27 protein-coding genes and 1 tRNA gene are annotated in these 24,915 nt (G+C 29.6%); 23 read left to right on the top strand and 5 right to left on the bottom strand.

Annotated features, from left to right (window positions below):
* Positions 1-206: transposase (locus T369_RS09590; protein ID WP_031551115.1), on the top strand; the 206-nt coding region annotated here is incomplete at its 5' end.
* A 164-nt stretch (positions 207-370) separates the two neighbouring features.
* Here the strand turns inward: T369_RS09590 and T369_RS0102130 are convergent.
* Positions 371-2,809, bottom strand: coding sequence for a transglycosylase domain-containing protein (locus T369_RS0102130; protein WP_031551112.1), 2,439 nt, complete (start codon positions 2,807-2,809; stop codon positions 371-373).
* Positions 2,810-3,012: 203 nt separating this feature from the next.
* Between T369_RS0102130 and tyrS the strand changes: the two genes are divergently transcribed.
* From tyrS to T369_RS0102045, 17 genes are all read left to right on the top strand, one after another.
* On the top strand, positions 3,013-4,266 hold the full coding sequence (gene tyrS, locus T369_RS0102125; RefSeq protein WP_031551109.1) for a tyrosine--tRNA ligase: 1,254 nt from the start codon (positions 3,013-3,015) through the stop codon (positions 4,264-4,266).
* A gap of 72 nt (positions 4,267-4,338) precedes the next feature.
* A complete protein-coding gene (rpiA, locus tag T369_RS0102120; RefSeq protein ID WP_031551106.1) occupies positions 4,339-5,013 on the top strand; it encodes a ribose-5-phosphate isomerase RpiA in 675 nt (224 codons plus the stop codon).
* 11 nt (positions 5,014-5,024) lie between these two features.
* On the top strand, positions 5,025-6,041 hold the full coding sequence (locus T369_RS0102115) for a hypothetical protein (RefSeq protein WP_031551102.1): 1,017 nt from the start codon (positions 5,025-5,027) through the stop codon (positions 6,039-6,041).
* 44 nt (positions 6,042-6,085) lie between these two features.
* A complete protein-coding gene (locus T369_RS0102110) occupies positions 6,086-7,120 on the top strand; it encodes a hypothetical protein (protein WP_031551101.1) in 1,035 nt (344 codons plus the stop codon).
* A gap of 61 nt (positions 7,121-7,181) precedes the next feature.
* Positions 7,182-8,222 (top strand): hypothetical protein, encoded by a 1,041-nt coding sequence (locus T369_RS0102105; RefSeq protein WP_031551098.1) that lies wholly within the window; start codon positions 7,182-7,184, stop codon positions 8,220-8,222.
* A gap of 142 nt (positions 8,223-8,364) precedes the next feature.
* Positions 8,365-9,423: a hypothetical protein gene (locus T369_RS0102100; RefSeq protein WP_031551095.1), complete on the top strand. Its 1,059-nt coding sequence runs from the start codon at positions 8,365-8,367 to the stop codon at positions 9,421-9,423.
* 6 nt (positions 9,424-9,429) lie between these two features.
* The gene (locus tag T369_RS0102095) at positions 9,430-9,747 is read left to right on the top strand and encodes a metal-sulfur cluster assembly factor (RefSeq protein WP_031551092.1); all 318 of its coding nucleotides are present in this window, start codon (positions 9,430-9,432) and stop codon (positions 9,745-9,747) included.
* Positions 9,748-10,212: 465 nt separating this feature from the next.
* Entirely contained in the window at positions 10,213-10,758 is a 546-nt protein-coding gene (locus T369_RS0102090; RefSeq protein WP_006363787.1) for a DUF402 domain-containing protein, read from the top strand.
* 1 nt (position 10,759) lies between these two features.
* Complete coding sequence (locus tag T369_RS0102085) at positions 10,760-11,572, top strand: NAD kinase (RefSeq protein WP_031551089.1); 813 nt, start codon at positions 10,760-10,762, stop codon at positions 11,570-11,572.
* Complete coding sequence (locus tag T369_RS0102080; RefSeq protein ID WP_031551086.1) at positions 11,565-12,449, top strand: RluA family pseudouridine synthase; 885 nt, start codon at positions 11,565-11,567, stop codon at positions 12,447-12,449. Before T369_RS0102085 ends, T369_RS0102080 begins: the two co-directional genes overlap by 8 nt.
* 171 nt (positions 12,450-12,620) lie before the next feature.
* The gene (gene cysK / locus T369_RS0102075; protein ID WP_031551083.1) at positions 12,621-13,529 is read left to right on the top strand and encodes a cysteine synthase A; all 909 of its coding nucleotides are present in this window, start codon (positions 12,621-12,623) and stop codon (positions 13,527-13,529) included.
* Positions 13,529-14,056, top strand: coding sequence for a serine O-acetyltransferase (gene cysE / locus T369_RS0102070; RefSeq protein WP_031551079.1), 528 nt, complete (start codon positions 13,529-13,531; stop codon positions 14,054-14,056). Before cysK ends, cysE begins: the two co-directional genes overlap by 1 nt.
* A 116-nt stretch (positions 14,057-14,172) precedes the next feature.
* Entirely contained in the window at positions 14,173-14,886 is a 714-nt protein-coding gene (locus tag T369_RS0102065; RefSeq protein ID WP_152667991.1) for an HAD family hydrolase, read from the top strand.
* Between the two features lie 227 nt (positions 14,887-15,113).
* Positions 15,114-15,848, top strand: coding sequence for a rhodanese-like domain-containing protein (locus tag T369_RS0102060; protein WP_031551074.1), 735 nt, complete (start codon positions 15,114-15,116; stop codon positions 15,846-15,848).
* 139 nt (positions 15,849-15,987) lie between these two features.
* A complete protein-coding gene (locus tag T369_RS0102055; protein WP_031551071.1) occupies positions 15,988-16,734 on the top strand; it encodes a rhodanese-like domain-containing protein in 747 nt (248 codons plus the stop codon).
* Between the two features lie 191 nt (positions 16,735-16,925).
* Positions 16,926-18,419 (top strand): TIGR04282 family arsenosugar biosynthesis glycosyltransferase, encoded by a 1,494-nt coding sequence (locus T369_RS0102050; protein ID WP_031551068.1) that lies wholly within the window; start codon positions 16,926-16,928, stop codon positions 18,417-18,419.
* 18 nt (positions 18,420-18,437) lie between these two features.
* Positions 18,438-19,016, top strand: coding sequence for a TVP38/TMEM64 family protein (locus tag T369_RS0102045; protein ID WP_031551065.1), 579 nt, complete (start codon positions 18,438-18,440; stop codon positions 19,014-19,016).
* 20 nt (positions 19,017-19,036) lie between these two features.
* Here T369_RS0102045 and T369_RS0102040 read toward each other — a convergent pair whose 3' ends face one another.
* Both T369_RS0102040 and T369_RS0102035 read right to left on the bottom strand, forming a co-directional pair.
* Positions 19,037-19,723, bottom strand: coding sequence for a LiaF transmembrane domain-containing protein (locus T369_RS0102040; RefSeq protein ID WP_031551063.1), 687 nt, complete (start codon positions 19,721-19,723; stop codon positions 19,037-19,039).
* Positions 19,724-19,728: 5 nt separating this feature from the next.
* The gene (locus tag T369_RS0102035; protein WP_006363777.1) at positions 19,729-20,181 is read right to left on the bottom strand and encodes a LytTR family DNA-binding domain-containing protein; all 453 of its coding nucleotides are present in this window, start codon (positions 20,179-20,181) and stop codon (positions 19,729-19,731) included.
* Between the two features lie 169 nt (positions 20,182-20,350).
* On the opposite strand from T369_RS0102035, the gene T369_RS0102030 reads away from it, so the two are divergent.
* A tRNA-Sec gene (locus T369_RS0102030) sits at positions 20,351-20,447 on the top strand.
* A 106-nt stretch (positions 20,448-20,553) separates the two neighbouring features.
* On the opposite strand, the gene tehB is transcribed toward T369_RS0102030, so the two are convergent.
* Together tehB and T369_RS0102020 are read right to left on the bottom strand one after the other, a co-directional pair.
* Positions 20,554-21,417 carry an SAM-dependent methyltransferase TehB gene (tehB, locus tag T369_RS0102025; protein ID WP_031551060.1) on the bottom strand — a complete coding sequence of 288 codons (864 nt, stop codon included), beginning with the start codon at positions 21,415-21,417 and terminating at the stop codon, positions 20,554-20,556.
* Positions 21,418-21,522: 105 nt separating this feature from the next.
* Positions 21,523-22,371, bottom strand: coding sequence for a TehB-like domain-containing protein (locus tag T369_RS0102020; protein WP_031551057.1), 849 nt, complete (start codon positions 22,369-22,371; stop codon positions 21,523-21,525).
* 190 nt (positions 22,372-22,561) lie between these two features.
* On the opposite strand from T369_RS0102020, the gene T369_RS09255 reads away from it, so the two are divergent.
* From T369_RS09255 to T369_RS0102000, 4 genes are all read left to right on the top strand, one after another.
* Complete coding sequence (locus tag T369_RS09255; protein WP_031551054.1) at positions 22,562-23,020, top strand: low molecular weight protein-tyrosine-phosphatase; 459 nt, start codon at positions 22,562-22,564, stop codon at positions 23,018-23,020.
* A gap of 27 nt (positions 23,021-23,047) precedes the next feature.
* Positions 23,048-23,554, top strand: coding sequence for a GNAT family N-acetyltransferase (locus T369_RS09250; protein WP_031551051.1), 507 nt, complete (start codon positions 23,048-23,050; stop codon positions 23,552-23,554).
* A gap of 64 nt (positions 23,555-23,618) precedes the next feature.
* The gene (locus tag T369_RS0102005) at positions 23,619-24,347 is read left to right on the top strand and encodes a metallophosphoesterase family protein (RefSeq protein WP_031551047.1); all 729 of its coding nucleotides are present in this window, start codon (positions 23,619-23,621) and stop codon (positions 24,345-24,347) included.
* Positions 24,348-24,359: 12 nt separating this feature from the next.
* Positions 24,360-24,704 (top strand): DUF6176 family protein, encoded by a 345-nt coding sequence (locus T369_RS0102000; RefSeq protein WP_031551045.1) that lies wholly within the window; start codon positions 24,360-24,362, stop codon positions 24,702-24,704.
* The last annotated feature ends 211 nt before the right edge of the window (positions 24,705-24,915 follow it).

Here is a 24,915-nt window from a genome sequence, read left to right as displayed (position 1 = left end):
ATGAAGCTAGGTTAAGACGTATATCAAAAGAAGGAAAACTATTGTATAAGAGAAGAAAAGAAACAATAGAACGTAGCTTTGCGGATTCTAAACAAAATCACGGATACAGGTATGCACAATATAGAGGAAAAGCCAAAGTACAGTCGTACGCTTGGCTGTCTTGTTGCGTTCAAAATATGAAAACAATAGCATTAAGAGAGGTATAAAACCTCTTAATACTACTGGATTTTTGCCTTAAGGCTTATTTTTTTTGAAAAAAAATACCATAACATCAATACTAGCTTGATATTTCGGTATTTTTGTCAACAATCTGAAAAAAGTGTCTACATTTATTGTAGACACTTTTTTGTTGACTTACTAATTAGAATTTCTAATTCCGTCTATTGGAATTGGCGTTTTGCTTACGTTGTCTTTCTAATTCTTTCTGTCTTTCTATTTCTCTTTGTCTTTCTTTTTCTAAACGCTCTTTTTCTTTCTTCTGCCTATCTAACTCTTGTTGTTTTGCAGCTTCTTGTTTAGCGGCGGCGTCTTGTTTTTCTTTCTCTTGCCTCTCTTTTTCTTGCTTTTCTTTTTCCTGTTTTTCTTTATCAGTAGTAGTTGTTGTTGAAGTTGTTGGTTTTTTAACTACTGCTTTTGTAACTTCACCATAGATAACAGTTTTATCGATATTTGATCCAAATTTAAGATTAACTTTATCTTTTGATAATTCTTGGAAATCGCTTGGTACTATATCAGGTGTACCACCTTTACCGTTATTTTGTGGGTTTATATAAGCATCTACTACCGAACTTGGTCTTTCAAAGGCAGTATCAGGAGAGATTAAACTACTATCATAGGCATAAATTGCATTCATTAAATGTGACCACATCTTGTGTCCGTAAGAATAGTCCGGAACTGTAGCAGGTTTATCATAACCTGTCCAAGTACCAAGTGTAATCTTAGTAGAACCACCTACAACCCATAAGTCTTTATAGTACTCTGAAGTACCAGTTTTTACAAATAGGTTCTTAGTATTAAAGCTTAGTGCAGCAGCGATATCTGGTGCTGTACCGTAACCTGTGTTAATAACATCATTAAGCATATTTAACATTAAATAACTAGTTGAGTCTTTGTACACTTGAGTAGGTTTTACCTCAGCAGAGAAGACAACTTTGTTATTGTGATCACGAATTTCTTGGATTATGTATGCTTTATTATATTTACCATTATTAGCAAAAGTAGAAAATGCAGCTGTATTTTCCGCTACAGACACCCCATAGTTCATACCACCTAGGGCAGTAGCTAAGTTTTTCTGGTCAGCTTCAGTAAGACGTTTGAAGTCCATTTTTTCTAAATATTCTTTTGCAGGATTTTCATTTACAAATGCAGAATATAGACGTACTGTTGCAAGGTTAAGAGATCTTGCTAATGCTTGTCTAGCTGGTAAGTATTTATATTCTGTTTGTGAGAAGTTTTCAGGTTTCCAACCTTCAAAGTTAAATCTCTTATCTAGTAATGTTGAGTTAGGAGTAATATATCCTTTATCCATTGCTGGTCCATATACTAGAAGTGGTTTAATAGTAGAACCTGGAGAACGGTGAGTTCTTGTAGCGTGGTTAAGTTGTTGTTTATTATAATCCATACCACCTACGAACGCTAGAATCTTACCTGTTCCATTTTCTACAACAGTTGCCCCGATATCAAGAGGGTAAGTAACTCCATCTTGAGTTGAAGTAGGGTAAGAAGCGAATTGTTTTTTAGCTTCTTGAAGTTTATCATATAAGTTTTTAATTAATGTTGTTTTAACTGTGTAACCACCAGTTATAAATTTAGTTTTATGTTTTTCAACAAGATCATCTCTATATGAGCTATCTTCTTTAAATTGTTGTTCTTTGTTATTCTTTTTAGCAGTTTGTTCAGCTAAAATTTCTGCAGCAGCAGTTACAACTTCATCACGAATATATGGGTAATCAGTATATTCAGTAGCTTTTTCTTTTATAAAAGCACCTTTAATATTAAATTTTAGAGCTTCATTATATTGATCTCTTGTAATAAATCCATTATCTTTCATTTGCTCTAGTACGTATTTTTGACGATCAAAACCAACTTGTAGTTCCTCATCGCTTTTCACGTTACCTGAACCATCGAAAGGTGTATATTTATATGGGGATTGAACAAATCCAGCTAAGTAAGCAGCTTGTGCAATATTTAAATCTTTTGAGTGAACTCCAAAGATACTTTGTGCAGCTGTTTCAATACCACTAATATTTTGACCTAAACTATTTTTCCCGAAAGGAGCAACGTTTAAGTATGTTTCCAGAATTTCTTCTTTAGAAAAGTTATTATCAACTCTTAGTGCTAATAAAATTTCTTTTGCTTTTCTTTCATAAGATCTAGAGTTATCTAATAATTGGTTTTTTACTAATTGCTGAGTTATTGTACTACCTCCAGTATTACCAGATTTAGTTACTTCACTAAAACTAGCGCGAACGATAGCTAAAGGCTCAACTCCACTGTTAGAATAGAAGTTAGAGTCCTCACTCGCAATTATTGCATTTTTTGCATTTTCACCAATGTCGTTATAACTTACTACTTTTCTAATTAATTCTGAGTTAATAGTTCCTAATTTTTCTCCACTTCCAAAGTAAACATCACTACTTTTTGAAATGTTGTTAACTTGTTCTAGCATTTCTTCATGATTCATAAGTGGCTGATCTTTAACAAGTCCACCTACAAAACCTAAAGCTACTCCTGAACCAAGACTTAAGCATACGGCCGTAGGAAGTAGTAATTTCTTTAGAATAGAAGAACGATTCTTTTTCTTTTCCATTAAAATCTCCTTGTTTTAACTTCTGTTTATTACTTCTTTAAATTTTAATAATTATATTATAACATAAAACTTTAAAAAATTATAAAATAAAGTGAGAAAAAAGAGAACTTTTGTAATTAAAATAATGAAAAAGATGAAAGTTATATAAAAAATGTGATATAATTGTGTTAAATGTATGAAAATTTGACTACGGAGGAGTATTGATGAGTAAATTATTAGACGATTTAAAATTTAGAGACTTAGTTTACCAACAAACAGATGAAGAAGGAATAGCAAAATTATTAGAAAGTGAAAGTGTATCTATTTACTGTGGAACAGACCCTACTGGGGACTCTCTACACGTAGGTCACTTACTACCATTTTTAACATTACGCAGATTTGCTCAACATGGACACAAACCAGTTGTCTTAGTAGGTGGTGGAACAGGAATAATAGGTGACCCATCAGGAAGAAGTGAAGAAAGACAACTTCAAAGTTTAGAGACAGTTGCAGAAAATGCTAAAAAATTAGAAAATCAACTTAGAAATATTTTCCGTGGACATGATAATATTGAATTTGTTAACAATGGAGATTGGTTAGGAAAACTTTCTATGATTGAGTTTTTACGTGATTATGGTAAATTAATCAATGTAAACTACTTATTAGCAAAAGATTCAGTATCAAGTCGTTTGGAAAATGGATTATCTTTTACAGAGTTTAGTTATGCCTTGCTACAAGGAATTGACTATGCTCATTTAAATGAACACCACAATGTTAAGATACAACTAGGTGGTTCTGACCAATGGGGTAATATTACTACTGGATTAGAAATTATGAGAAAACTTCGTGGAGATGTTGAAGCATACGGATTTACTATTCCATTAATGTTAAAATCTGATGGAACTAAATTTGGAAAATCAACTGGAGGAGCTGTTTGGCTAGATCCAGAAAAAACAACTCCATATGAATTTTACCAATTCTGGTTCAACACAGCAGATAGCGATGTAATCTCTGCAATTAAGAAATTTACATTCTTAGAAAGAGAAGAAATCGAAAAATTAGAAGAAAGTGTAGAAAAAGAACCACACCTACGATTAGCACAAAAAGCATTAGCTGAAGAATTAGTTAAAATTGTACATGGTGAAAAAGCATTAGAGAGTGCACTAAATATTACAAAAGCATTATTCTCAGGAAATGTTAAAGAATTAACTCACGATGAGCTTCAAGAGGCAGTTAAGGGAATGCCAAAATCAGAAGCTGAGAAAAAAGAATATAATATTGTTGATTTCTTAGTGGAAACAAAACTAGTACAATCTAAACGCCAAGCTAGAGAAGATGTTAATAATGGAGCTATTTATGTAAATGGTGATAGAATCACAGATTTAGATTATATAGTAGGAGCTGAATCACGTTTAGAAGATGCATTTACTGTGTTAAGACGTGGTAAGAAAAAATATCAATTAGTAGAGTACAAATAATAAAAAATAAAGGAGCAGTTTGCTCCTTTATTAAAATAGAAATATCTATATAAATAAAAGAGGAGAATAAAAATGAATTTAAAAGAAGTTGTTGGGAAAGAAGCTGTAAAATATGTAGAGGATGGAATGATTGTTGGTCTTGGAACTGGTTCAACTGTATTTTATTTTGTTCATGCTTTAGCTGATAAAGTAAAAGAAGGTTTGAATATCCAAATGGTATCTACATCAATCCAAACTGTAGAACTAGCAAAAAGTCTAGGTCTTAACATAAAAGAATTAGAAGAAATTGATCATATTGATTTAGCGGTTGATGGTGTAGATGAAATCGATAAAAACTTCAATGCTATAAAAGGTGGGGGAGCAGCGCTGTTTAGAGAAAAAATAGTTGCAGATATAGCAAAAGAAGTTATTTGGATTTATGACGAAAGTAAGGATGTTGAAAAACTAGGTAAGTTTAATTTGCCGGTTGAGATTCTTCCTTTCGGATACAGCCACACTGTTAGAAAATTGATAGAAGCGGGATTAAATCCTGTAATAAGAAAAAAAGATGGAGAAATTTTAATTACAGATAACCACAATTATATTGTAGATTTACACCTTGGATATGGATTTGACATAGAAGAGGTAAAAGAAAAATTAGCTAATATAGTAGGTGTAGTTGAACATGGATTATTCTTAAATATGTGTAAACTATGTATTAAAGGAACACCTGAAGGAGCCGTAATTATAAATAATCCTAATAAATAAAAGGATAATATATGAGAAAAAGTTATTTAAAAGGAACACGTATTTTACTCTTATTTACACTAGTTGCATGGCTGTTTACTATTTCCGTAGCAGCAATCACAATTAAACCATACTTTGGAAATTTTGGAGATAAAACACAAAATACTGAAAAGTACACTACAGGTCTTGACGGTAATACATATATAAAATTATTAGCCATAGAAGAAACTAATATTACTGATGATAAAGTATTATCTGAAGGGGAAAAATTTTACCTTGTTCAGTATGAAGATGGTTATATAATGATGAAATCAACTCCAGAGAAAATTCGAGAGATATTAGGAAAGTATGGCTTAGATGACTTGCCAGATGGGAAGCTAGTTTTTGCTGATTCTTATGATATATATGTAGATATTGATGGGGTTAGAGAAATGAGTAGTGGTGGAAAACGTAGAACTTCGAAACCGAATGTCCCAAATGAATTGAGAGAGAAATTCAAAAAGGCCTATAAAGAAAGTGATTTACCAATAGTGAAATCTCCACTTAATAATAGTGCTTGGAAAAATGAATTTAATGAAAAGATATATATCCGAACACTGACTACAGCAGATACAGTTTATTCATTTATAGGATTAGGTTTCTTTATTATGATAACGCTTGTTATGACATCTAACGTTATTAAAAGAATTAGAATTAATATTAGCAGCTATAATACCCTATTTTATAAATATCCAGAAACAAGATATGATATGGATTTAATAGTTAGAGATGCAAATTTTATAAATAAAGAATTAAAGATAATAGTTTATAAAGATTTGTTAATTATCTATAAAACTACATTTATTGTGGAAGAAATCAATGATATAGAAAAAATGTTGTTTAGAAAGAATAGCGCTAAAGGAAAAAATGAGCATACTATAATTTACAGTACACACTTCGATAACAAAAATCGTGAGATTAAGTTAAAAAGAATTAGTACAGAAGATTTTATTGCTACAGCTAAAAGATTAAGAGAAAACTATAAAATAAAAATAAAAATAAATGTTTAAGTAGATATTAAAAGCATATTAAAGGTAAATAAGAAGGAGTCTGCGTGAGAAAAAATTATTTCAAAGGTCAGTTGAATTTTATAATTTTGACTTTAGCCGTATGGTTTGCAGCAATTTATATTGCAAAAGATAATATCTTACAATTATCAAGAGGAATAGAAACACAGTATTCAAACGAAGGAGCCTATGAACCGGGGGAGGCTGGTTATGCTATTGTAAAAATTATAAACATTGAAGAAACTAATATAGAAGATGAGGATTTATCAGGAGATGAGAAATTCTATTTAGTAGAATTCGAAAAAGGTTTTACGATGCTAAAAGCAACACCCGAAAAAGTTAAAGAAATGTTGGGAGACTCTGTTACTAAGGATAAAAAACTATATAATATAGGAGATAAACCTATATATGTAAAAATTGATGGGGTTCCAGAAAGAACTGGGAGAAGAAATAGAACTATAACAGTACCGGAAGAATTACAGAAAAAATTTGAAGCTGCATATCGAAGCAGTGAGATTTTTTCTAAGAGATTAAAGAAAGTTACGGATGACTATAAAAAAGGTGTAGATATAACAACTATTAAAAATAGAGAAAAAGAAAGACCTTTTTATGCTGATACCTATATAAAACCTTTAGGCAGTTCTTTTCATTTATTTCAAATAGTAGGAAATGCTATGATACTCTGGGTTGCGGTATGGATGACAAAAATTGTATATAGAAGAATGTTAGTAAGCAAAGCAAGGTATGAAAAATTATTTGTAGTTTATTCTGAGACAGAACGCGATCTAGATGTTATTCGAAGAGAAGCAACGTTTTTTAATGAAGAATTCAAGGTACTGATATATAAGGACATGTTTATTAGCTATTATTCCGAATTTATAGCGTTGTATATAACTGATATTCAAAGTATTGAAGTTATTAGAATACGTGGTGATAAGACTTTCTATCATATGGAAATAAAATCAACTAATGCTAATGTAGAGGAAGCATACTTTCCAAATGATACAGAAGAAGAAAAATTAAAAACATTTGTTGATATGCTTAGGGATAGGTTCGGAATAAATGCAAAATTAACATTTTAGATATGTTATAAAAATTTATAGTTATTTGATAAGTATAAAAAGTAAATAAGAAGGAGTCTACATGAGAAAAAATTATTTAAAGGGTGCTTTGGTACCCTTAATTATGACTATAGTTATATGTTCTTTGACGATTTTATTTACTAAAGATAGTATACAAAAACTTTCAGAGGGATTGGAAACACAGTATGCTAAAGGAAGATCATACGAACCGAAGAGAGCTGGGTATGCTATTGTAAAAATTATAAATATTGAAGAAACTGATATAAAAGATGAGAAATTATCAGATGGCGAGAAATTCTACTTGGTAGAGCATGATAAGGGTACTACAATGTTGAAAGCTACGCCTGATGATGCAAAAAGAATGTTGGGTGAATCTTTTACTAAAGATAAAAAGTTATATAATATTGGAGATAATCCTATATATGCAAAGATTGATGGAGTTCCATCAAAGACAGGGAAGGGGAATAAGAAAATATCAGTACCTGATGAATTGCAGAAAAAATTCGAAGAGGCGTATAGTACTAGTGATATAAATTCAAAGAGACTAAAAAGAATCGCAGTTGATTATGAAAAAGGTGTGGATACGACAACTATAAAAAATAGAGAAAAAGAAAGGCCGCTTTTTCTTGATGTTTATATAGAGCCTTTGAGTAGATATTATCATTTATCCCAATTAATAGGAAGTACTATAGCAATTTTAATTTCTCTTTGGATGATAAAAGTAGTCTATAGAAGAATACGAATAAACAAAGAAAGCTATAAAAGATTATTTGTAAGTTATCCAGAAACTAAACGTGATTTAGATATTATTTTAAGAGAAGCGAAGTTTTTTAATAAAGAATTTAAGGTATTGATATATAAAGATATGTTTATAAGCTATGGAGCTGAATTTATAGCGTTGTATATAAGTGATATTAAAAGCATTAAAGTAAATAGCGCTTATGGTAGAGGGCGTAGAAAATTCTACCATATGATAATAAAATCAACTAAAGATGGGGTACATAAAGTCCCATTCCCAGAAAATGCAACAAAAGAACAATTAAAAATATTTATTAATACACTTAGAGATAGTTTTGGAATAAATGTAAAATTAACATTTTAGGTAGATGAAGAAGTAATATAATGGTATAATTTAAAGTATACAATTCAATAACAAGATTAAAAGTTTAAATTAATAGTAAAATTAAACGTTAAGGATATTGTTATTTGATAAGCATATAAAAAGTAAATAAGAAGGAGTCTACGTGAGAAAAAATTATTTAAAAGGCGTTTTGTTATTTATAATTATGACGATAGGTGTATGCTTGGCTACAACTATGTTTACTAAAGATAATATAGAGAAACTTTCAGAAGGATTAGAAGCTCAGTATTCTAATGGTAGGGCTTATGAACCAGGAGAGGCTGGATATGCTATTGTAAAGATTATAAATATCGAAGAAACAAATATAGAGGATGATAAATTATCAGATGGTGAAAAATTCTATTTGGTAGAGCATGATAAAGGTACTACAATGTTAAAAGCAACCCCTGATGAAGTAAAAAAAATGCTGGGGGACTCTGTTACTAAGGATGCAAAGTTATTCAACATAGAAAATCCTATCTATGCAAAAATTGAAGGTTATGGACCAAAGAGAGGAAGAAAAAATAGAACGACAACAGTACCTGTTGAATTAAGAGAAAAATTCGAAGATGCGTATAAGTCTAGTTATATTAGATCAAAGAAATTAGGAAGAATATTAGCTGATTATAAAAAAGGTGACGATCAAACTACTATAGAAAATAAAGCAAAAGAAAGACCGTTTTATGTTGATATTTATATGGAGACTTTAGGAAGTACATATAATTTATTAACTATAGGCGGAAATTTGATAGCGATCCTAGTTTCTTTATGGATGCTAAAAACAATTTATAGAAGAGTGCGTGGGAACAAAGAAAGTTATGAAAGATTATTTGTAGCTTATCCCGAAACTGAACATGATTTAGATATTATTTTAAGAGAAGCGACGTTTGCAGATGAAAAGTTGGATATATTAATATATAAAGACATGTTTATTAGCTATCGAACCGTATTTATAGTAGAATATATAGCAGATATACAAAGTATTGAAATTAATAAAACAACGGGTAAAAATAATAGGAAATTTTATCATATGAGAATAAACACGTATCATAGTAAACCGCAAGTAGTTAATTTTAATAAAAGAGTAGTAGAAAAACATTTGAAAAAGCTGGTAGATACATTAAGGTTTGATTATGAAATACCAGCAAGATTAACATTTTATATGGATGAAGGAGAAAGGTAGAAGAAAATGGAAGATTTAAAAGATAGAGTAATAGAAGCATTAGAGAACGTAATTGACCCTGAGTTAGGTATTGATATTATGAACTTAGGTTTAGTTTATGATGTTAAAATGAGTGACGACAATAAACATGCTATTGTTGACATGACTCTTACATCAATGGGATGTCCTTTAGCACCAGTAATTATTGAGCAAGTGGAGACTGCAATGCTAGGTGTTGATGAAATAGAAAAAGTTGATGTAAATATTGTTTGGGAACCAGCATGGACAAAAGACAAGATGTCACGCTATGCAAAAATTGCATTAGGTGTTATTGATTACGAATAAAATAAAAAATAGGTGATTATTAATTTAAAATAATCACCTATTTTTTCTATTCCAAAAGGAACACCTACTAAAAATCTGTAGTAGGTGTCTATGCAGATTATATCAGTTTTGTTATACTTCAATTGTGTATTTCCAGGAGAAGATTTTTATATCCCTAAAATCCTTTGCCGGAAATTCTTCTCATAATTACTCCTAAATAAAACTGAATATAAAGAGCCCTAGTATATACACTTATATAATAACAGTAAATGTTGTATTTGTCAATAGAAATTCTGTAAAAAGATAATAAAAATACATAAAAATAGTAAAAACGAAGTAAGTAAAATTACTAAAAAATAGTAAACTAAAGATTTATTCTATTTATTAATAAAATTAAAAAAAGTAATAATCTAGAGTAGTCTATAATAGGTAAATTATGTTATAATAAAAAAGATAAAAATTAGAAAAATTATGAAAGGAGGATATATGTACAGAGGAGAAAAACCTAAAAAAGGTGATGTGGTTAAGATAATAGCCTATAAACATGATGGTTCAATACATAGAATTTGGCATAAAAATATTGTTCTAGAAGCGGATGAACAAGTTTTGATTCTGGCAAATAATAGGACTCTAGTTACTGAAAGCGATGGCCGAACATGGGTTACTAAAGAAGTGGCATTAGTGTATTTCCATAATGAATGTTGGTTTAATATAATTTGTATGTTTAGAGAAGATGGTGTGCATTATTACTCTAATTTGAGTAGTCCTTTTGCATGTGATGTTGATGGTGTTAAATATATTGATTATGACTTAGATATAAAAAAATATCCTGATGGGAAGTACTTTTTATTAGACGAAGATGAATATAATCAAAATAAAGAACGTTATCACTATGGGGAAAAAATTGATAAAATATTAAAATATAATGTAAGTAAATTACAGGAGTGGATAGATAACAAACAGGGAGCACTTGCTCCAGACTTTGCTCATGTTTGGTTAGAGAATTATGAAAAAATAAAAGATGAGGGATAGGATGTTAAAAGGTAAATTTAGTATAGAAGTAAGAGATGATGAAACTTCTTGTAAAATAGGTTTGAAATTACGAGATTTTTTATTAGCTAATGAAATGGTTGAGGATAAAAAAACTCCAGACTATGTATTTGCGATAGGCGGAGATGGTACGGTGCTACGAACATTTAGTAAGTATATTGGTATTATTGATAGTGTGAAGTTTTTATCAATTCACACAGGACATTTAGGTTTTTATACAGATTATTCTGCAAAAGATTTTGAAAAGATATTTTTTGACATGTTAGCCTTAGAACCAAAGGTAGAACAATACCCACTATTGAGATTAAAAGCGTACTGTAAAGATGGAAAATTAATTGCGGATTGTTATTCTTTGAATGAAATAACTGTAAACAGTCATAGTGGATCTACCTATGCAGCAAAAGTTTTTATAAATGGGGAACACTTTGAGAACTTTAGAGGAGATGGACTTTGCATTAGTACTCCAACAGGTTCAACTGCCTATAATAAAAGTTTAGGTGGTGCTGTAATCCATCCTCAAATGGACCTATATCAAATTACAGAGATAGCTGCATTAAATAACCTTGTCTATAGAACACTAGGCAATTCTATTATATTATCGAAGGAAGATGAGCTAATTATTAAACCATTAAAATTAGATAACCACCGTATAAGTGTTGACTTTAGGACATTTAATTATGATACGGTATCAAAACTGTATATAACATTAGCAAAAGATAAAAAAATATCATTTATTAGATATAATGATGTAAGTTTCTGGAAAAGAGTGAAGAGATCGTTTATAGAAAATGAATAAATTAAAATTGAAGTATTTAATAGAAAACGAACAGTTATTACGAGAGTTTCTATTAGAAAATAATATATCTAGAAAGACATTGACTCGTATAAAGTTTGATAATGATGGTAGTATTAAAGTTAATGGAAAAGAGGAAAATGTTCGATATGTATTAAAGAAAAATGATGTTGTGGAAATAACTTTACCTAGTGAAGAATTTAGTGAACATGTTAGATTTTTTGAAGATAAGTTGGATATTATTTATGAAGATGAGTACTTGCTTATAGTAAATAAACCTGCCAATTTACCTTCAATTCCATCGCGAAATAATGAAGATTCATCATTATTAGAAATTGTTAATGGTTATTTCAAAAAAAATCACTATAATACAATTCCTCATATAGTAACTAGACTTGATAAGAATACAACAGGACTAGTTTTAATAGCGAAGCATAGACATATTCACGCATTGTTTAGTAAAGAAGAAATCGATAAGTTCTATTTAGCTTTAGTTATAGGGGAAGTTAAAGATAGAATAATAGAAGCTAATATTAAAAGAACAGCTGACAGTATTATCACTAGATGTGTTGCAGATGATGGAGATTATGCTAAAACACAAGTTTGGAGTGAAAAGTATAATTCTAAAAATAATATAAGCTTGATTAAGTTAAAACTCTTTACCGGTAGAACGCATCAAATACGTGTACACATGAGTTTTAGTGGGAATCCTCTTTTAGGGGATGAACTTTATGGTGGTAATAAAAAAGTTATTGATAGACAGGCGCTTCATTGTTACAATCTGAAATTTAAACACCCAATAACGAGAAAGAATATTGATATAGTTACACAATTACCAGAAGATATGAATAATATAGTTAGAAATTTAGTAGAATCATAATACTGCTAAATTTCCTTTTTTTATACAAATACTATATTTTAAGAGAATTATACATATAAGTTTGGATAAAAATGATTGTTTTCTGAAAATTCAGTACTAAATCTTTTTCAATTTTAAAAATAGTGTGATATAATTACTGTAAATTAAACTTAATTAACAAGGAGCGATATTATGTTAGCATCATCATTAAAATTTGTAGGAGATACTCCTATTTACCAATTAGACGACACAAATATTTTTGTGAAATTAGAAAAATATAATCTAGGTGGAAGTGTTAAGGACCGTGCTGTTCTTGGAATGTTAGAAGAAGCTAAACGCCAAGGTAAAGTAAACGAAGACACAATAATTGTAGAGCCAACTAGTGGAAACACAGGTATTGCTGTAGCAATCCTAGCCTCTATATTAGGGTTAAAAGCAGTTATTATAATGCCAGAGAGCATGAGCTTAGAACGTCGTACTCTAATTAAAGCATATGGAGCTCAATTAATATTAACTCCGAAAGAATTAGGTATAAAAGGTTCAATCGAATTAGCTGAAAAATTAAGAGGAAAATATCCTAACGCTATTTCTTTAAGTCAATTTGATAACCCAGCAAACCCAGCATATCACCACAAAACTACTGGTAAAGAAATATTAGAACAAGTACCAGATATCGATATTTTTGTTGCTGGAGTAGGTACAGGTGGAACTTTCTCAGGAGTAGCAAAATACTTAAAAGAAAATAAACCAGGAGTACTTGCAGTTGCTTTAGAACCAGAAGAATCACCAGCTATTAGTAAAGGTCATGGTGGGGTTCACAAAATCCAAGGTATTGGAACAGGATTTGTTCCAGAAAACTTCGATAAAGAACTAATGGACGAAGTATACACAGTATCTAGTGAAGAAGCAATAGAAGCAACTAAAGAATTCGTTAGAACAACAGGTATAGGAGTTGGAATTTCATCAGGAGCAGCAATAGCTGGAGCTAAAAAGGTTGCTGCGAAGTATCCAGATAAAAAAATTGTAACTATTCTTCCAGATGGAGTGGATAAATATTTATCAATGCTTGATTTTGAAGAAGTTACATATGTAGAAGTATAATGAAATTCTTTGAGAATTTACGTTATAATCTAGATAGAGTATTAAGAGAAGATCCTGCTGCAGAATCAAAGTTAATGATTTATTTAACATATCCTCATATTAAAGCGCTGAATTATCATTATGTGGCACATAAGCTGTATAAAAGAAAAAAACATACACTAGCAAGAATGTTAGCAAAGCGTGCTAGGAGGATAACAGGAATAGAAATACACCCTGGAGCTCAAATAGGCAAAGGATTATTTATTGATCATGGTATGGGTGTTGTTATAGGAGAAACATCTATAGTAGGCGATAATGTGACAATGTATCACGGCACTACACTTGGAGGAACAACTCTAGATCCAGTAAAAAGACATCCAACAATAGGAAATAATGTCGTAATAGGTGCAGGAGCTAAAGTCTTAGGAAATATAGAAATAGGGAATAATGTGAAAATAGGAGCAAATGCAGTGGTAAAGCATAGTGTACCTGATGACGCTATTGTCTACGAACCGCGCCCTTCAGTAAAGTATTTCGATAAAAAGTAGCTATCTATATTTAAAAATGTAAAATAAAAGGAAAATCTGAGAGGTAATTCTTGGATTTTTCTTTTTTTAATTGTAAAATAAGAATATTAAAGTAGAGGACCTTAGGAGGTGAAATAGTGGAAAATATAAAAAATCTGATTTTTGATTTAGATAATACTTTATATGACTTTAGTAGTGTCTGGAAACTATCGAATAAACTGGTGTTTGAATATTTAGGATATGATAAATTAACTACATATGAGGAGTTCTTTAAAAGATATAAAAGAATTAACAATGAACTAGTAGAAAAAATACATAATGGAGAGCTTAAAATAATTGATTTAAGAAATGAGAGATTAATAGCAACGTTAGCAGATTATAATGTAAAACTAACGAAAGAAGATTGTGATTATTATTATAAAAAGCAATTCGAGTTTATTTTGGACGCTATTTCTCCTAATGAAAAATTAAATAGTATTTTAGAAGAATTGTCACGTAATTACAAGTTAATAATCTTAACAAATGGAAAATCACATGAACAAAGAAAAAAATTAAAAAAACTTCAGTTAGAAGATTTATTTAAGGTTTATATTTCTGAAGAAGTGCACATTAGTAAACCAAAACCTCAGGCGTTTTTAAATGTATTAGAAAAAGAGGGAATAAAGGCGGAAGAAACTGTTATGATAGGAGACTCTCTATTCCACGATATAGAACCGGCGAAAAAATTAGGAATGGCTACATGTTTAGTAAATAGAAAGTGGCATTTTGATGATAAAAGAAAAGAATATAACGGTTATAAGGTGAATAATGTTGAAATATTTTTAGAAAAACTATTGGAAAACCAAAAATAATAAAAATATTATTATTTTTCTAAACATAATGAAAAAATAAATATATTTATATGAGTATTACATTGAACAACCTCATTGTAGAGGTGTTCAATGTATTTTTTATTTAATTTAATAATAGAAAATATAAAAATAATTATTGAACGCAGTTGCATCAAGGGTTGAAAGGGTTTTTTATATTTGTTATAATGTTCGAGAAAATACAATACAAAATGGGAGAGAAAAAAATTATGAAACATAACAAATTATTGGCAGTAAGTATGGCTGCAATTTTATCATTAACATTAGCAGGATGTTCTTCAACATCAACTTCTACAACTTCATCAGATAGTAATGGAAATGCAGTTGTAAAAGCTATGTCAGGAGAAGATTTAAACAAAATTGAAAAAGATGATAAAGAAAAAGAGAAATACCTTGTTATTGATGTTCGTGATGAAAAAGAGTATAAAGAAGGTCATGTAAAACACGCTATTAATATTCCTCATACAGATATCGAAAAAGCAGTAGAGAGAATTAGTGCATGGAAAGAAAAACCAGTAGTAGTTTATTGCAATACTGGTAAGAAGAGCAAAGAAGCTGCTGAGAAATTAACAAAAGCTGGATTTAAAGACGTGAGTGATGCTAAAGGAGTTAAAGAATATAAAGACTATGAACTAGTTAAATTCACTACTTTATTAGCTGATCAATTCCAAGCGGCTATCGATAAAAAAGAAGGAACATTTATCGATGTCCGAGAGGCAAAAGACTATGATAAAGGGCATGTAGAAGGTGCTAAAAATATTGATGTTAAAAATATAGATAGTGAGCTTGCGGCACTATTACCAGCTGATAAAAATGCACCTGTGTACACATATTGTTACAGTGGAAATCGTTCTGCTAAAGCGGCACAAAAAGCTGTGGAACTTGGCTATATAAATGTTTATAATGCGTGGGATGGAGCGAAGGAACACGAATACAAATTTTAATATTATACAATAAAAAAAAACCATTTATTTGCTAAAAAGTATTTTTTAGATTACAATATAGATATTATGTAGACTAATTCATAAAAAAACAATATATTATCTATTTTTATTAAAATAAGTGTTGAAAGGAACAAACTATATGAAAAAAAATAAATTTTTAGCTGTAAGCATGGCAGCAGTGTTATCATTAACTTTAGCAGGATGCTCAGGAGCGACTGGGGCATCAGATAATTCTAAAATATTAAAAGGTGAAGAATTAGTTAAAATAGAAAAAGATGATAAGGAAAAAGAGAATTATCTTGTTATAGATGTAAGAGATGAGGCTGCATATAAAGAAGGTCATTTAAAACATGCTATTAACATACCTACATCAGAAATAGACAAAAGTATAGAGCAAATAAGAACATGGCGTGATAAAAAGGTTGTTGTGTACAGTGATGATGCTAATAAAACAAAAGAAGCTGTTGAAAAACTAACAAAACAAGGATTTAAAGATGTTACTTCAGCTCAAAGTACTAAAGAATATAGCTATGAATTTGTAAAATCTACAACTTTAAATAGTTCTAAATTCCAGGATGCATTACTAGATACAAATTCTAATAAAGTATTTTTAGATGCTAGAGATAAAAAAGATTACGATGAGAAGCATGCAGCAGGAGCTAAAAATGTAGATTCAAAAAATCTAGACAATTTACAGTCAATATTACCTGAAGATAAAGAGACTCCTATCTACGTATATTGTTATAATGGGAATCGCTCTTCAGTTGTATCTCAAAAATTAATAGATTTAGGGTATAAGAATGTTTATAACGCATTAGATGGAACAAAAGAGTGCAATTATAAATTTGAGATTGCAGATTGCTGTACAGAACCTGGTACAAAATAAGATTCAAACCATGACCACTCAAGTCATAATCATGAATCAAATTCAAATAGTACTGAAAAGAAAGACGATCACTCAAGTCATAATCATGGATCGACTTCAAATAGCAGTGACAAGAAAGATGACCATTCAGGGCATAATCACTAATCAAAAAGATGAAAGGAAGGGGAGGAATACTCCCCTTTTTATATAAAATGAAAGAAAAAATAATATTATTTACAAGAGTTCCCAAAGAAGGAACTACAAAAACAAGATTATATAATTTTATTCAACCTAAACAAGCTGTGGAAATACAAACAAAATTATTAAAGAAAAACTATAAATTATTATCTGGTTTAAATAAAGAACTATTTGTATTTCATGATGGAAATGAACGAGATAATGAGTTTATGAATAGTATAATTCCAGCAGATAAGTTTTTTTATCAACGTGGTGAAAATCTAGGAGATAAGATGTATAACGCTATTAAAGATGTAATAGAAGATGGTGACAAAGTTATACTTCTGGGTTCTGACATAGCAAATTTATCTCAAAATATAATAGATATGGCTTTTAAGAATTTAAATACTGTTGATATAGTGATAAATCCTAGTGAAGATGGGGGCTATTTCTTAATAGGGATGAAAAAGCCTATTAAAGAAGTATTTGATTTACCTAGCTATGGAGATAATACGGTACTAGAGAATTTAATAACAGTAATTAAAAATAAGAACTTAAGTTATTATATTGGTGAAGTAGGATTAGATATTGATACTAGAGAAGATTTGTTACAAGCCGAAACAGGATATCGTGATATTGAACTTCTTGGAGCGGGAGAATATAATATTAATTTTACTTTTTCAGATGATGAAGGCATAAAAAAAGTTTTAAGAATTAATGTTAAAAGTCAAATGGACTTAGAAAATCAAATAGAGTATGAGTATGAAACTTTGCAACTTCTAAAAAATAGTAGTGTAACGCCTAAACCATATGATTTAGTTACAAATACTACATTACTTCCATACAAATATTTAACTATGGAGTTTTTAAACGGTAGAGCGTTAGACTATCGTGCTGATATGGATATTGCCGCTTATTTACTAAGTAAAGTTCATAATACTAAATTTGGAGAGAATAATTTAATTCATGCATCTAATCCATTTGCTCTTATGTATGAAGAGTGCGAGAATATGTCGGATAAATACCTATCTTGGGATAAAGCAGACAAGAAGGTAAGTGAATATATTCGTAAGTTCTTTTCAAAATGTAAAGAGTTAATACCAAATGAATATGAAATAGCTAGCCCATGTATAATAAATACAGAGCTTAACTCAGGAAATTTCTTAATAGGAAAAAGTAAGGAAGATAGTTTTGTTATTGATTGGGAAAAAGCTTTGATTGGGGAGTGTGAGCAAGACTTAGCACACTTCTTAGCTCCAACAACGACATTTTGGAAAACAGATATTATTTTAACTAAAGAAGAAATAGAAGATTTCTTGAAGAAATACAGCCAGTACAGAGATTATGATAAAGAGCGTTTTGAAAGATATCTAATTTTCAATTGTTTAAGAGGGGTAACATGGTGCTCAATGGCTTATCGTGAATATAGCGAAAGCACTAAGTTATTAATGGATGAATTTACATTTAATAAGATTTCATCATATGTTAGTTATGAGTTTTTAGAAAATATATCAAAATATTTTGAGTAGTAGATTAAGGAGAATATTATGACGGAGTTTATTCAGAGTTTTGGTGTTTTTGCGCCAATTATATATGTACTAATGTTTGCTTTACTACCTGTATTTTTCTTTCCAGTACCTATTTTGGCGGTTGCAGGAGGAGTTGCATTTGGGTTTGTTGAGGGGAGCTTATTAACATTTTTAGGAGCTTCAATAAATTGTTATATTATGTTTATTATTTCACGACGCTTTGGACGTGAATGGGTAAGAAATTATCTAGCAAGAAAAATGAAACCAGAGCAACACGAGCGTATATTTGGAGTTAGTGATGAAAAGCTTATGATGAGTTTGGTTATACTGAGACTTATCCCATTAGTTCCTTATAATATGATTAACTATGCATATGGTCTAACTAATATTAGTTTAACTAAGTATATGATTGCCAGTGTATTAGGTATTGTTCCTGGAACAATTGTATTTTTAAACTTTGGAGCAACAGCTACAAACATATATAGTAAAGAATTTTTAATTGCATCAGCACTAGTAATATTACTAACAGTAGGATCAATTTATCTATCAAAACTAGTAGAAAAAAGAGAACAACAAAAAAAATCTGAAAACAATTAGTTTTCAGATTTTTTTATAAATTATATACTAATAATTTCTACTTCACCAAATATGGCTGTTCCTGTAATAATTATTCTCGTATCATTATTTCTTTGTAATTTCATTGGAGCAGAGACTTTACCTAAGATTGTTTGAACATCATTTTCAACAGCCCATTCTTTAGGTATATATAATCTTAACTCACCAAATATAATAGATGCATCAAGAACAAAGTCTTTTATTGGATAAGTATCCAATCTGTCGAAATAGATAGTTGTTGTACTAAATGTTGTGTTTGAAGAAAATGCATCTATTTTACTAATATCAATATATTGAACATTTTCCCCGAAAACTACATTAGCATAATCAACTCCATTAGTAGTCTTTTTATATTTAGACCATTTGCTTGGATTTTTTAATTCTTTGTATTTAATTTTCCTAGGAATTAACATTGATATACCTATACTTAATAATGTAGCTACAAAAAAAATTTTCCAACTAGAAATATTTGCAAAGTGGTAGTGTCTATTATAGAAGTAGAATAAAACTGCTAAAGGGAAAATAGTTCCGAAACTATCAAAATCTTTTAAACCTTTTATAGCAAGATATCCAAAAAATAGAGTACATACTACTAAAAATACTGAACCATGTGGGAAAATATTAGATTCTCCTATAATCGTCATACAAGCTAGTAGGATAAAAAATAATCCTATAAATGTTCTTTTCATAAAAGTTACCTCATCTCTCTAAGTTTTTCTTTTAAAATTTTATAATAAAGTCGTGATATATGAACTTCTTTTTTACTATTTAAGAAAGAAGCAGTACCCGAACCTGAAAAAGATTTTTCTAATGCATAAATAGCACGAATATTAATTATTGCACTTTTAGAAATTCGACAATAATGATGTGGAATAATATCTTCAAGTTCATAAAGTTTGAACTTGACTTCAAAGAAATTATCTTTTGTATGTGCATAAACTTTATTGTCATCAGTTTCAAAAAATAATATATTATTTAATGGAATAAAATATTCGGTATCTTCTTTGTAAAATACAATTTTTTGATTCTTTGTTAAAGCTTTTTCTACCAAATCCTTAATGAGGGCAACATCGTTATTTAAATCAGGTGTTTTTATAACGAGCTCTATTTCATTAAGTGTAGAATCTAATTCGATATTAATTTTCATATTGTCTCCTTTCTTTGATTTATAAATATATTATACGCTATTTAACAGCAAAAATTAATAGTTTTTAAGTAAGTGGTATTAGAAAAGAAGCAAGTGGTTAAGATTTTAACTGTAAATCTGATTACTATTGCTTTTTTTTGATATTTATTGTATAATAAATCTTGTTCATGGGAGTGGATGAGTTCTGGTGTGCTCTCTAGTCTTCAAAACTAGTATGAGGGGTTAAGAGCCTCTTGGGTGGGTTCGATTCCCACACATTCCCGCCAATTTTTTTGAACAACAATAAATTAAATATAGTTTTTGAGTATAGATAAAACAGAAGTAGTTTTAATTTTAACTACTTCTGTTTTTTGTTTTATCATAATAAAAGTGTTACTTTACTTTTCTAGCTAACATTGTAGCAAACCTAAGTTTGATTCTATTTCCATTCGCATCTGTTTTGTGTAAGTGTCCAAAATCTTCATTATATTTTATTAATTCCCAGTCTTTATAATATTCTTTTAATTCATTTTCTTTTAGTGTAAATGGAAATGGTAATGGACAAGGGGCATCTTCTGTTGACATTGCTGAAACAATAAGATTATAACCACCAATATTAGTTTGATTTTGCATATTTGTTATTACATTATCGATACATTCTGGATTTAAAAACATTAAAACAACTGTTGAAGAAATGAAGTCATATGTATTACGTATTGCAGCGGTATTAATATCATAGTGAGCAACCTTTATATCCAGATTTTCAGCTTCTGCAACATTTTTTAAATATTGAAGACCAGGTATATTTTGATCCACAGCAGTAATGTCAAAGCCTAATGAAGATAAGAAGAGTGCATTTCTACCTTGGCCACATCCTAGATCGAGAGCTTTACATGGCTGTATAGTTTCTACGGCTTCAACAACTTCTGAATGTGCAGGATTTAATTCATATTTATTTGAAAAGTAATTTTTTGGTTCACAATAAAATTCTAGATAACATTCTAAATCATCGGTTAGTGGAGTAACACGATGCCAAGCTCTTGGTTCAACAAATGGAATATTACTCTCCGGTGTGAAAGTAAATTCTTCAATAATTTGATTATCTTCAGTTAGAGAAGTAAATAACAATTCTCCTTTTAAAATAGTAAGTTTCGCCCATACTCCGGCGCGAGTATTATGCTTATTTCTAAAACCTTTAGGTAATGTACTAGCAGTCCAATTATGCATACGTTTATAACAAACAAGGTTATTTTGCATGTAATTCTCCTTAAATATAAAGTTTTTCTATAATTATAACATGTGTATAATAAAAACTTCAAAGATAATTAAACCTTTGAAGTTTTATTTATATGCTTTCTATTTTTAATCCGATATTTTTTTTGCCAAAAGAACTACATGCGGGTATGAATAATATTTTGTTGGTTTAGTATGTTCAGAGTACTGGATTATCTTCCAATCATCATAATATTCCCTAAGTTCATTTTGTATAAAAGAAAAAGGGAATGGTGTGGCTAATGTATGCCCGGGAACCAAAAGAGAACTTACAATAAGATTATACCCTCCTATAGTAGTGCGACTTTGCATATTTCGTATAATGCTAGAAATTCTAGTAGGGTTTAGATACATAAATACATCGGTAGCAAAAATAAAATCAAAGTCACTCTTTATATTAGCCTGATTAATATCATGTTTATAGACGTTCAAATTAAGATTTTCTTCTAAAGATATATTTGATAACTCTTGAAGAAAAAGTGCATTGTTATCAACCGCACTTACTTCGAACCCTATAGAAGATAAGTATAACGTATTCCTTCCTTGACCAGCCCCTAAATCCAATGCCTTGCACGGGGGTATATGTTTCACAGCTGAAACTACTTCTTCATGTGCAGGAGAAAGATTGTATTTATTTGAAAAATAATCCTGAGCTTCACAATAGTATTCCAATATAAATTCTAAATCATTAGATTTTGGAGTTATTCTAAATGTAGAATTAGGATTAACTAAGTATGTATTATTATTTGTAGAATTGCACTTAACTTCTTGTTCAACTTCTAAATGTTTATTAAGAAATATAAGTTTTAATTCTCCCGACAAAGTGATTAGCTTTATCCATACATCTTCTTTATTAGTATAACCATCGCGATACTCTCTTGGAATAGATAACGCTGTGATTTTAGGGGTATTTTTAAAACAAAGCAAATTATTTTCCATAAATATCTCCTTAACACAAACTTTTCCTATATTATATCATGTGAATTGAATAAATAGAATAAGATTTTATAAAATATATTATAATCTTTTTTTATAATAATATAACAGTATATATTTATTTTAATATTTTCAACTTGTGGCAAGCTATGATATAATTATTTTGTATATTTTTTTGGAAAAGAGGATGAGTATGGTAAAAGTGTTATTTGTTTGTTTAGGTAATATTTGTCGTTCTCCTATGGCGGAAGCTGTTTTTCGTGATATGGTAGAAAAAGAAGGTCTTACAGATAAAATAGAAATTGACTCAGCTGCAACAAGTAGTTGGGAACATGGGAATCCTGTACACTATGGAACCAGGGATAAACTAGCGGAAGTAGGGATTAGTGTTGATGGAATGTATTCAAGAATTCTAAAAAATAGTGATTTGGAAGCTGACTATATTGTTGGAATGGATAATAGTAATATAGAAAATATAATTAAATTTGTAGATGGTAGACCATCAGGAGAGATAAAAAAACTATTGGAATATGCTGGTGAAGATAGAATAATAGATGATCCGTGGTATACAGGAGACTTTGAGAAAACATATAAAGATGTTGTAAAAGGTTGCGAAGCCTTATTAGAAAAAATAAAAAAAGAACACTTATAAAATATCGTAAAGTAGTAGGTGGTAAAAATGATAAAGGTAAGAAGTGTAGCATTAGAAGATGCGAAAAACTTAGTTGAAATTTATAAGCCATATGTTGAAGAAACAGCTATAACTTTCGATTATAGTGTACCAAGTATATATGAATTTGAAGAGAAAATAACTAAAATAATTCAAAATTATCCATTTTTAGTAGCTGAGGAACAAGATAAAATTTTAGGTTATGCATATGCCGGTGAATTTTACCCTAAAGATGCGTATAAGTGGACTGCAGAAATAACTATTTATTTAGCTAAAGATGCTAGAGGTAAAGGGGTAGGAGAAGTTTTATACTCTAGTTTAGAAAGAGAACTAGTAGATAGAGGAATTTATCATCTAACTTCTTGTATAGCCTATCCTGATGAAGGCAGCATTTCTTTTCATGAAAAAAGAGGATTTAGAAAAGTTGCACATTTTGAAAAAGTTGGTTATAAATTTGAACGCTGGTGGGATGTAGTCTGGTATCAAAAAGATATCGGAGATATAGATAAGTCATAACATAAATAGTGTTCTTTGAAATTAAAAAAAATACAAATATGATTCCAGTTAAGAAGGTGTTTTTATGAGAAATATTATTATTTCTGACATACATGGTAGTTTTTATACTATGAAAAAATTATTAGACAAAGTTAATTTTAATCCTGAACTTGATAAACTAATATGTCTTGGTGACATGTGTGATAGAGGAAAAAATACAAAGTTGGTTTGGGAGTATTTTTACAATTTACAAAAAAATTACTCACAACATATTGTTTTACTAGGTAACCATGAAGATATGTTCAATCTAGCTATAAAAGAGGCGAGATATACAGAACAAGAAGAGGTTCGACAAGATCACTATTTTAGAAATAGTGGGTTAACAACATTACAATCATTTTATCCAGAGGCTACTAAAGAAAGTAGAAGAAAGTATTTTAAACAATTTGCCCAAGACTATAAAGCATTAAGAGTTTGGTTGAAAAATTTACCAACAAGATATGAAGGTAAGGATTATTATTTTGTTCATGCAGGTGTAGATTTTTCTAAGGGATTCTGGAATCAAATACATCGTGATTTAGTATGGATGAGAGAACCGTATTTAAGTAGCACAGAAAAATATAATAAGAGAATTTTTCATGGACATACTCCAGTTTTAAAAGAACCTTATTATGATATTAGAGATAATAGAATAAATATCGATGGAGGGTGTGTTTATGGAGGAAAATTAAATATTGTTGTTATAAATGACGAAGGAAAAATTAATATTGAACAAAGTAAAATTCTAGAAGAAGATATTTATGAGAATAAATAGAGGATATAAAATATGCAAGTTGAGTTAACAAGATTTAAAGTGAAACCAGGGATGAGCTCAGTTGTTGATGAGTGGTTAAAGTTTTTAAATGATAATATGGAAGGTGTTTTACTTACTTTAGAGCGAGAGAAGATGTATGTCGAAACAATTTTTAGAGAGAAACAGGGTGAAGATGAGTACCTGTATTGGTATTCAATACAGGGGGAAGGTGCTGAGAGTGTTGAGACATCAGAACATGACATTGATAAGAAACACATTGAATATTGGAGAAAATGTATTGATCCTAGTTATCAGCCTGAAGACTTATTACCAGAGGTAATTATGATTCCAAATAGCATTAAAAAAATAATGGAATAATATTTACAGAATAAATCAATTTATAATTAAAAATTATAGATTGATTTTTTATTTTTAATGGTATTTTTAATAAAAATGTTAATCAAAAAGTACTTTTATTAATTTAAAAAAATAATTTTGAGGTAATAAATTTTTAAAATAATATAATGTAGTACTAGAGGTTTATATCTTGGAATGTTCGTGAAATCCCCCAAGAAAAAGTTGATTGTAA

This window comes from Gemella sanguinis ATCC 700632, from assembly GCF_000701685.1.
Taxonomy (GTDB): domain Bacteria; phylum Bacillota; class Bacilli; order Staphylococcales; family Gemellaceae; genus Gemella; species Gemella sanguinis.
This window is presented reverse-complemented; position numbering and strand designations above follow the sequence as displayed.

Coding starts and splice junctions, on each gene's coding strand:
- T369_RS0102130 (WP_031551112.1), bottom strand. CDS start 2,809: ATGGAAAAGAAAAAGAATCGTTCTTCTATTCTAAAGAAATTACTACTT.
- tyrS (WP_031551109.1), top strand. CDS start 3,013: ATGAGTAAATTATTAGACGATTTAAAATTTAGAGACTTAGTTTACCAA.
- rpiA (WP_031551106.1), top strand. CDS start 4,339: ATGAATTTAAAAGAAGTTGTTGGGAAAGAAGCTGTAAAATATGTAGAG.
- T369_RS0102115 (WP_031551102.1), top strand. CDS start 5,025: ATGAGAAAAAGTTATTTAAAAGGAACACGTATTTTACTCTTATTTACA.
- T369_RS0102105 (WP_031551098.1), top strand. CDS start 7,182: ATGAGAAAAAATTATTTAAAGGGTGCTTTGGTACCCTTAATTATGACT.
- T369_RS0102095 (WP_031551092.1), top strand. CDS start 9,430: ATGGAAGATTTAAAAGATAGAGTAATAGAAGCATTAGAGAACGTAATT.
- T369_RS0102090 (WP_006363787.1), top strand. CDS start 10,213: ATGTACAGAGGAGAAAAACCTAAAAAAGGTGATGTGGTTAAGATAATA.
- T369_RS0102085 (WP_031551089.1), top strand. CDS start 10,760: ATGTTAAAAGGTAAATTTAGTATAGAAGTAAGAGATGATGAAACTTCT.
- T369_RS0102080 (WP_031551086.1), top strand. CDS start 11,565: ATGAATAAATTAAAATTGAAGTATTTAATAGAAAACGAACAGTTATTA.
- cysK (WP_031551083.1), top strand. CDS start 12,621: ATGTTAGCATCATCATTAAAATTTGTAGGAGATACTCCTATTTACCAA.
- cysE (WP_031551079.1), top strand. CDS start 13,529: ATGAAATTCTTTGAGAATTTACGTTATAATCTAGATAGAGTATTAAGA.
- T369_RS0102060 (WP_031551074.1), top strand. CDS start 15,114: ATGAAACATAACAAATTATTGGCAGTAAGTATGGCTGCAATTTTATCA.
- T369_RS0102055 (WP_031551071.1), top strand. CDS start 15,988: ATGAAAAAAAATAAATTTTTAGCTGTAAGCATGGCAGCAGTGTTATCA.
- T369_RS0102050 (WP_031551068.1), top strand. CDS start 16,926: ATGAAAGAAAAAATAATATTATTTACAAGAGTTCCCAAAGAAGGAACT.
- T369_RS0102045 (WP_031551065.1), top strand. CDS start 18,438: ATGACGGAGTTTATTCAGAGTTTTGGTGTTTTTGCGCCAATTATATAT.
- T369_RS0102040 (WP_031551063.1), bottom strand. CDS start 19,723: ATGAAAAGAACATTTATAGGATTATTTTTTATCCTACTAGCTTGTATG.
- T369_RS0102035 (WP_006363777.1), bottom strand. CDS start 20,181: ATGAAAATTAATATCGAATTAGATTCTACACTTAATGAAATAGAGCTC.
- tehB (WP_031551060.1), bottom strand. CDS start 21,417: ATGCAAAATAACCTTGTTTGTTATAAACGTATGCATAATTGGACTGCT.
- T369_RS0102020 (WP_031551057.1), bottom strand. CDS start 22,371: ATGGAAAATAATTTGCTTTGTTTTAAAAATACCCCTAAAATCACAGCG.
- T369_RS09255 (WP_031551054.1), top strand. CDS start 22,562: ATGGTAAAAGTGTTATTTGTTTGTTTAGGTAATATTTGTCGTTCTCCT.
- T369_RS09250 (WP_031551051.1), top strand. CDS start 23,048: ATGATAAAGGTAAGAAGTGTAGCATTAGAAGATGCGAAAAACTTAGTT.
- T369_RS0102005 (WP_031551047.1), top strand. CDS start 23,619: ATGAGAAATATTATTATTTCTGACATACATGGTAGTTTTTATACTATG.
- T369_RS0102000 (WP_031551045.1), top strand. CDS start 24,360: ATGCAAGTTGAGTTAACAAGATTTAAAGTGAAACCAGGGATGAGCTCA.